This is a genomic window from Planktotalea sp. (assembly GCF_049680325.1).
Classification (GTDB): domain Bacteria; phylum Pseudomonadota; class Alphaproteobacteria; order Rhodobacterales; family Rhodobacteraceae; genus Planktotalea.
This window is the reverse complement of record NZ_JBAUHO010000197.1, coordinates 1-6,056: the sequence shown is the minus strand read 5'-3', so window position 1 is coordinate 6,056 and position 6,056 is coordinate 1. Positions and strand designations below refer to the sequence as shown.

General features: G+C 56.0%; 5 protein-coding genes and 1 pseudogene. 3 read left to right on the top strand and 3 right to left on the bottom strand.

Annotated features, from left to right (window positions below; all coding sequences use genetic code 11):
• Positions 1 to 340: pseudogene (locus tag WBC85_RS08865) on the top strand (site-specific integrase); the annotation flags it as partial.
• Between the two features lie 55 nt (positions 341 to 395).
• On the opposite strand, the gene WBC85_RS08860 reads toward WBC85_RS08865, so the two are convergent.
• Positions 396 to 1,385 (bottom strand): formylglycine-generating enzyme family protein, encoded by a 990-nt coding sequence (locus WBC85_RS08860; RefSeq protein WP_424435491.1) that lies wholly within the window; start codon positions 1,383 to 1,385, stop codon positions 396 to 398.
• Positions 1,386 to 1,539: 154 nt separating this feature from the next.
• Between WBC85_RS08860 and WBC85_RS08855 the strand changes: the two genes are divergently transcribed.
• Complete coding sequence (locus WBC85_RS08855) at positions 1,540 to 2,886, top strand: MmgE/PrpD family protein (RefSeq protein WP_424435488.1); 1,347 nt, start codon at positions 1,540 to 1,542, stop codon at positions 2,884 to 2,886.
• On the opposite strand, the gene WBC85_RS08850 is transcribed toward WBC85_RS08855, so the two are convergent.
• Together WBC85_RS08850 and WBC85_RS08845 are read right to left on the bottom strand one after the other, a co-directional pair.
• Positions 2,883 to 3,587: a response regulator transcription factor gene (locus tag WBC85_RS08850; RefSeq protein ID WP_424435485.1), complete on the bottom strand. Its 705-nt coding sequence runs from the start codon at positions 3,585 to 3,587 to the stop codon at positions 2,883 to 2,885. The genes WBC85_RS08855 and WBC85_RS08850 overlap by 4 nt on opposite strands.
• Positions 3,584 to 5,500 carry a PAS-domain containing protein gene (locus WBC85_RS08845; RefSeq protein ID WP_424435482.1) on the bottom strand — a complete coding sequence of 639 codons (1,917 nt, stop codon included), beginning with the start codon at positions 5,498 to 5,500 and terminating at the stop codon, positions 3,584 to 3,586. Before WBC85_RS08845 ends, WBC85_RS08850 begins: the two co-directional genes overlap by 4 nt.
• 182 nt (positions 5,501 to 5,682) lie before the next feature.
• On the opposite strand from WBC85_RS08845, the gene WBC85_RS08840 reads away from it, so the two are divergent.
• A partial coding sequence (locus tag WBC85_RS08840; protein WP_424435479.1) for an AMP-binding protein occupies positions 5,683 to 6,056 on the top strand: 374 nt, incomplete at its 3' end.

Sequence of the window (6,056 nt, the reverse complement as noted above, 5' to 3'; positions counted from 1 at the left end):
CCTCAAGACAGGGCAACTGCTGTCGCCCCGGGTCTTTGGATACGGAAGCTCCACCGGCTACAACAACCGCTGGAAGACGATCTGCAAGCGCGCGGGCATCCCGTACCTTTCAGCACACCCAGCAGGAAGGCATGGCTTTTTCACTGAATTGGTCGTGCGCCAAGGCGTTGATCCAGTCACGGCGGCCAAGGCCGGTCGCTGGTCAGACCCTAATTTGCCCATGCGCATCTATGCCCATGCAGAGACGGATGAGGCCGATGTCAGAGCCCGTTTTCGTACAAACCATGTACAGGACGACCCTGTACAAACACCCAAGCAGCAGAAATCAAAGAAGGAATAACGCTATGAACGGTTCCCTCCTATGGGGCAGGTTGCAGGTTCGAATCCTGCCGGGGTCACCAAGTTGTATTTCGAATCGATGCGGCCACGCGGAAGCCGCAGTTGCCAGTAGAGCTATCGGGATCATTCGAGCTGCGTGAATGAACGTGATAGCGGTCGCAATAGCTGACATGGCATAAGTGTGAGCCGCCCCGTTGGACGCGCCAGTCGCCTTCGCTTGGGCCAGTTGGATTTGTGATCGGGCGATTTGATGCGATTGGCACGGGGCCGAAGTAGTCGTTTACCCACTCCCAGACATTGCCTGTCATATTGAATAGGCCAAAGCCGTTGGGCTCGTAACTATTCACCGGAGCGGTGCCAGCGTAACCGTCGTCAGCAGTATTTTCATTGGGGAAGTTACCCTGCCACGTGTTCATCTTGTGGACGCCGCCGGGAATCATTGCATTGCCCCAAGGAAACTTCATCCGTGCAAGGCCTCCGCGTGCGGCGCGTTCCCACTCTGCTTCCCAAGGCAGTCGCAATCCAGCCCAGGTGCAATAGGCGAGCGCATCCGACCACGTGATATGCACGACTGGGTGATCGGCAATATCTTTCCACGTACTTTCTGGCCCTTGGGGTGCCGCCCAATAGGCACCATCAACCTTGCGCCACCATGGTAGGCCGGGGGGGGAAACGGGCCATGATTTGGGGTCAGTGAGGTAAAGATGAAAGACAAAACTCCAACCTTCGCGCTCTGCCACGGAGACATATCCTGTATCGGCGACAAATTCGGCGAAGTCTTCATTCGTGACCGTGTATTGCGAGATCAGAAAAGGTGAAACTTTAACTTTAGCGCGTGGGCTATCAAGATCGGATGGAAATGTAGATTTGCGTGCACCCATTTCAAAGATACCCCCCGGAATTTCAACAAGGCGGTTGTACAATCGATCGCGGGTTGCCCGATCCGCTTGCGTCACAGCAAGTGCCGCGTCGCGGTAGATGTGGTGCGGTGCTTGTCCGACAAGGTTGTTTTTTCCTGGGCAACACCCGCTGTCATTGGTTCCCATGGCGTTTTCCGAATTTGGTTATTTCGCTAGCGATAGCTTATCAGGATAGGAACTTCAAAGCATGGGCTGGGCGAAACAGGATATTTTCGGACGTAGTTAGGCCAGACGGCGTGTTTCTGGATGCCAAGCTGCGAAAGAACGATGAGGGATAATCATGCAGAATTCATTTCAAGCGACAGCAGAGTTTTCATTGCGGCGATCCGTTTCTGAAATGCCAGAGGCCGCGCGAAAATGGGCTGCGCTGCTGTTGCTGGATACACTGGGAATTGCGGTTGCGTCCGGCCCGATGGAGGCAGGCGTAATTGCGCGTGACACGGCCGCTGCGCTTTATGGTTCTGATGCGCCGAATATGCGCGCAAGGATGTTAATGGATGGGCGCGCGGTTAGTCTTGCTGGGGCGGCCTATGCTATTGCGACGCAGACCGATAATCTGGATGCGCACGACGGGTTCAATCCGAACAAGGGGCATATCGGGTGTGCCGTCGTTCCGGCGCTGTTGGCCTTGGCACAGCAACAGAATGATCTAAGCGGTATAGATGCGCTGGGTGCGTTGATCGTCGGATATGAAGTTGCCGGGCGCGCGGGGCTTGGATTGCATGGAACTGCCTGCGATTATCACACGTCAGGCGCGTGGAATGCATTGGGTGTCGTTGCGCTTGGGGCCCGTTTGCGGGGGCTTGGTGATGCGCAGTTCAGGCATGCGCTGGGGATTGCAGAGTATCATGGACCGCGCAGCCAAATGATGCGCGAGATTGCAAACCCGACCATGTTGCACGATGGGTCTGGCTGGGGTGCCATGGCGGGTATTTCTGCGCTTGTGCTCGCCGAAAGGGGATTCACAGGGGCACCTGCCATCACGCTGGAGGGCGACGATGTTGCCTTGCATTGGAGTGACCTTGGCACCCGCTGGATCATGACCGAGCAATACGTGAAACCCTATCCGATCTGCCGCTGGGCGCATGCGCCAATAGACGCAGTTCGCGCGTTGAAGGCAGCGCATGGATTCACACATAGTGATGTTGCAAGTGTACAGATCAATACGTTCGCAGAAAGCGCGTGTTTGTTCGGCGGTATGCCGGAAACCACATCACAGGCGCAGTATTCACTGGGTTTTGCGCTCGCGCAGATGCTCGTTGCGGGGCAGATCGGCTTGGCGCAGATTAGCGGTGATGGGCTAAAGGACGCCCGCGTTAAGGCGATGTTGGAGAAGACCGAGGTTGTGATTTCAGAGCAGCACAATGCGTTGTTCCCGCAGCATCGTACGGCGGATGTCATTGTTACGCTTAATGATGGGCGCGTGCTGGAAAGCGGTCTTGTTCATGCACGCGGCGGCGCGGAGGAACCGTTCAGCGCGGAGGATATTCAGGAGAAGTTCTTCAGCTTTGCTTCCCCCGTTGTGGGCGATGCTAGGGCCAAGGAAATTTGTGCAGCTGTTATGGGGCTATCAGAACCGAACGCCCGGTTTGATGATCTGGCAGCGCTGTTGTACGAGCCTGCCTAGCGCCATTCCACGTCACCAAGGAAGATGTAGCCAGCGCCATAAATCGTCTTGATAAGTTGAGGGTTCTTAGGATCTTCGCGCAGCTTTGTGCGTAGTCGGGAAATGCGTACATCCATCGCCCGATCAAAGCTTTCGCCGGCACCGCCGCCGAGCATATCCTGCATCTGCGCGCGCGATATCAGGCGCTTGGGGCTTTCTAGGAAAAGCCGCAGGACTTCGCCCTCGGCGTGGCTGAACGCCGTTTCCTCGCCTTTACCATCTTCCAGAACGTAGCGTTCAAAGCGCGCAGTCCAGCCAGAGAAAAAGGCGGTGTTGGATGTTGTGCCTTTGGGTTTGCTTTTACGCAGGCGCACACGGATGCGCGCGACAACCTCGCTGGGGTCAAAAGGCTTGATGATGTAGTCGTCTGCGCCCAGTTCCAAACCTGTAACCTTGTCCTGAACCTGCGCGCGACCTGAAATAATGATGACGATGGCACCTTGCTCCAGCGCGAGGCGATGAACCAGTGTTAAGCCGTCTTTATCGGGCAGGGACAGATCAACAAGGCAGACATCTGGCGTCATTGTGCGCAGAGCCGCCTCAAATTCGCGCGCGCGCCCAAAGCTGAGGGTTCGAAAACCAGCGTCCTCAAGCGTTTCGGACAGAATTTGACGGATTTCAGGTTCATCATCAAGGATTGTAACCAGAGGTTGATCGCTCATTGTGGTGTCTCCTTGAGCGCGGCTTTGGCAAGTTGCGCGCGCAGGGCCTCGGCCGTGAAAGGCTTTTGCAGAAAGGCACCGCGCGCCGCTGCGCTTTGGTGCAAAGGATCGCTGGTCGGGAGCGATGTCATCAACGTCATGGGGCGATCGGTCAGCTTCACAAGGTCAAGGCCCGTGCGTGCGCCGCTCAGGTGGATGTCAGACAACACATAGGCGATATCATGCACCGTCGCGAGCAGCGTTTCAGCTTCGTGAACGCTTGTCGCTTCAAGCACCAAATGCCCCTGAGCGACAAGCATATCGCGGATCGACATTCGCAATTCCTCACTGTCTTCAACCAGCAGGACAAGCCCCGGGGGAAGCTGGATTTCGGCAGGACGGAGCGGGAGGCGCAATACAACATGCGCTCCGCTATCGTTGAAAAGACGCACGTCTCCGCCTGCCAGTTTTGTCATGTCATAGACCATGGCAAGGCCAAGCCCCGAACCTTCACCGCCTTTTGTGGTGAAGAAAGGTTGCAACGCATTTTTCAGCGCTTTCTCCGAAAATCCGGGGCCAGAGTCGGCGACTTCCAGTTCCAGCCAGGTGTCTTGGACAGCCCTTGCAGTCAATGTGATATGTCCGCCCGGCGGCGTTGCATCGCGCGCATTCAGGATAAGGTTCAAAAGACTGTCCTGTAACATGCCCGCATCAATGTTGAACGTGCCATCGGGCGCGTCTTGGACGACTTTCAAGCTGTGATCCTGACCAAGGGTCGGGTTGGCCATTGTTGCCAGTTCATTCAGGAAAGACGACAGTTTTATCGCTACGGGGCGAAAGCTGCGCGGGCCTGTCATGTCCGCTATCCGATGCAGCAGACCGCCGCCACGGCGCGCGGCTGCGAGGGTGGCAGAGATCAAATGATCGGCTTCGCTCGGTAGGTTTGGCATGCGCTCTAACTTGCTTTGCATACCAAGGATAATTGTCAAAAGGTTCGAGAAATCATGCGCCAGACCGCTGGTTAGCTGGGCTGCCATTTCGCGCCGCCGGGTCTGTTGAAGCGCAACGCGGGTTTGCGTTTCTTCGGTAATGTCCATGGACAGGACATAGACACCTTGAACGCTTGTTTTGTCATTATCAGGTGTCAGGGCCACGCGGATGCGGCGGGAACTGGGTTGATGAGTAAACTCGAAGACTGACGGCGTACCGTTAAAGGCGCGCTTTATATGTGGCCCTATGACAGCATAAGTCGGCGCGCCAAGGGCATCGGCCGCTGTGAGGCCTACAATTTCGTCGCTTCCGCCCGGCATTACGTCGCGCAGTCGGCGATTTGAAAAGGTGTAGCGCTCTTCCAGATCTATATGCGCAATATGGGCCGGCATCATCTGTGTGGTCAAACGCGTGCGCGCTTCCATTTTGGTCAGTTGGTGCTTGGTTTCTTCCAGCGCCGCGTTGCTGGAAGCCAGGGCGCGGTTGGTTGAAGCCAGCTCTTCCGAGCGCGCAAGGACTTGTTCGCTCAGGACCTCAGAGCGCGCGCGCAGCAGCGTCTCTTGCTGCTTGGTTTCTGTTATGTCTGTGTAAACCGTAACCCAGCCACCGTCGGGCAGCGGCGCGCCTTCTACGCTGATTACGCGACCATTGGCACGGGTGCGCTCCATGTAATGTGCTTCGAATGCACGGGCGAGTTTGACGCGTGCGGTGACAAAGTCGTCCAGATCGTTCACTTCGCCATATTCCCCGCGTTCGGCGAGATAGCGAATAACTTCGTCAAAACTAACGCCTGGCTGTACCAGTGGTGTCGGCAAGTTGAACATGTGCTGCATCGGGCGATTGATTAAAACCAATCGCAGGTCCGAGTCAAAAATCGACATGGCCTGTTGTATAAGATTCAGGCCAGCTGCGATCATTGCGTCATGGCTGCGTGTACGGTTCATACGCCTATGGCTAGCACCGCGCGGCAGGTCGCGGAAAGCCCCAACATGGTGCTGTTACAATTCGTTAGATTTCAGAAAAGTTACAGACAAATTTGACGTTCAAGGTTTTTTCGGCACGGTTAGGGTAGCGAGTCGCACAAAGCGGCCAGTACGCCAAAAGCGTGCATCGGGAGGAGACATCATTGACACAGACGTCGACAGGCGTTGACGGACTAACGTCCGTTCCAGCGCTATTGCACCGCAACGCAACCAAGTTTGCTGACAAAGCTGCATACCGCGAAAAAGAGTTCGGTATCTGGCAAAGCTGGACTTGGGCTGAAGCCGAAAAAGAGATCGAGGCGCTTGCGCTTGGTTTGCTAAACCTTCGCGTCGCCGAGGGCGATTTCGTTGCCATCATTGGCCGCAACCGTCCCTATCTTTATTGGGCGATGGTCGCGGCACAATCTGTCGGTGCTATTCCTGTTCCGCTTTATTCCGACGCGGCAGCAGACGAAATGGCCTATGTGCTGGACCACTGTGGTGCGCGTTTTGTGATCGTTGCCGATCAGGAACAGGT

Bases quoted from the DNA above. Each gene is read 5' to 3' on its own strand.
- WBC85_RS08850 (WP_424435485.1), bottom strand. From the start codon at position 3,587: ATGAGCGATCAACCTCTGGTTACAATCCTTGATGATGAACCTGAAATC.
- WBC85_RS08860 (WP_424435491.1), bottom strand. From the start codon at position 1,385: ATGGGAACCAATGACAGCGGGTGTTGCCCAGGAAAAAACAACCTTGTC.
- WBC85_RS08855 (WP_424435488.1), top strand. From the start codon at position 1,540: ATGCAGAATTCATTTCAAGCGACAGCAGAGTTTTCATTGCGGCGATCC.
- WBC85_RS08845 (WP_424435482.1), bottom strand. From the start codon at position 5,500: ATGAACCGTACACGCAGCCATGACGCAATGATCGCAGCTGGCCTGAAT.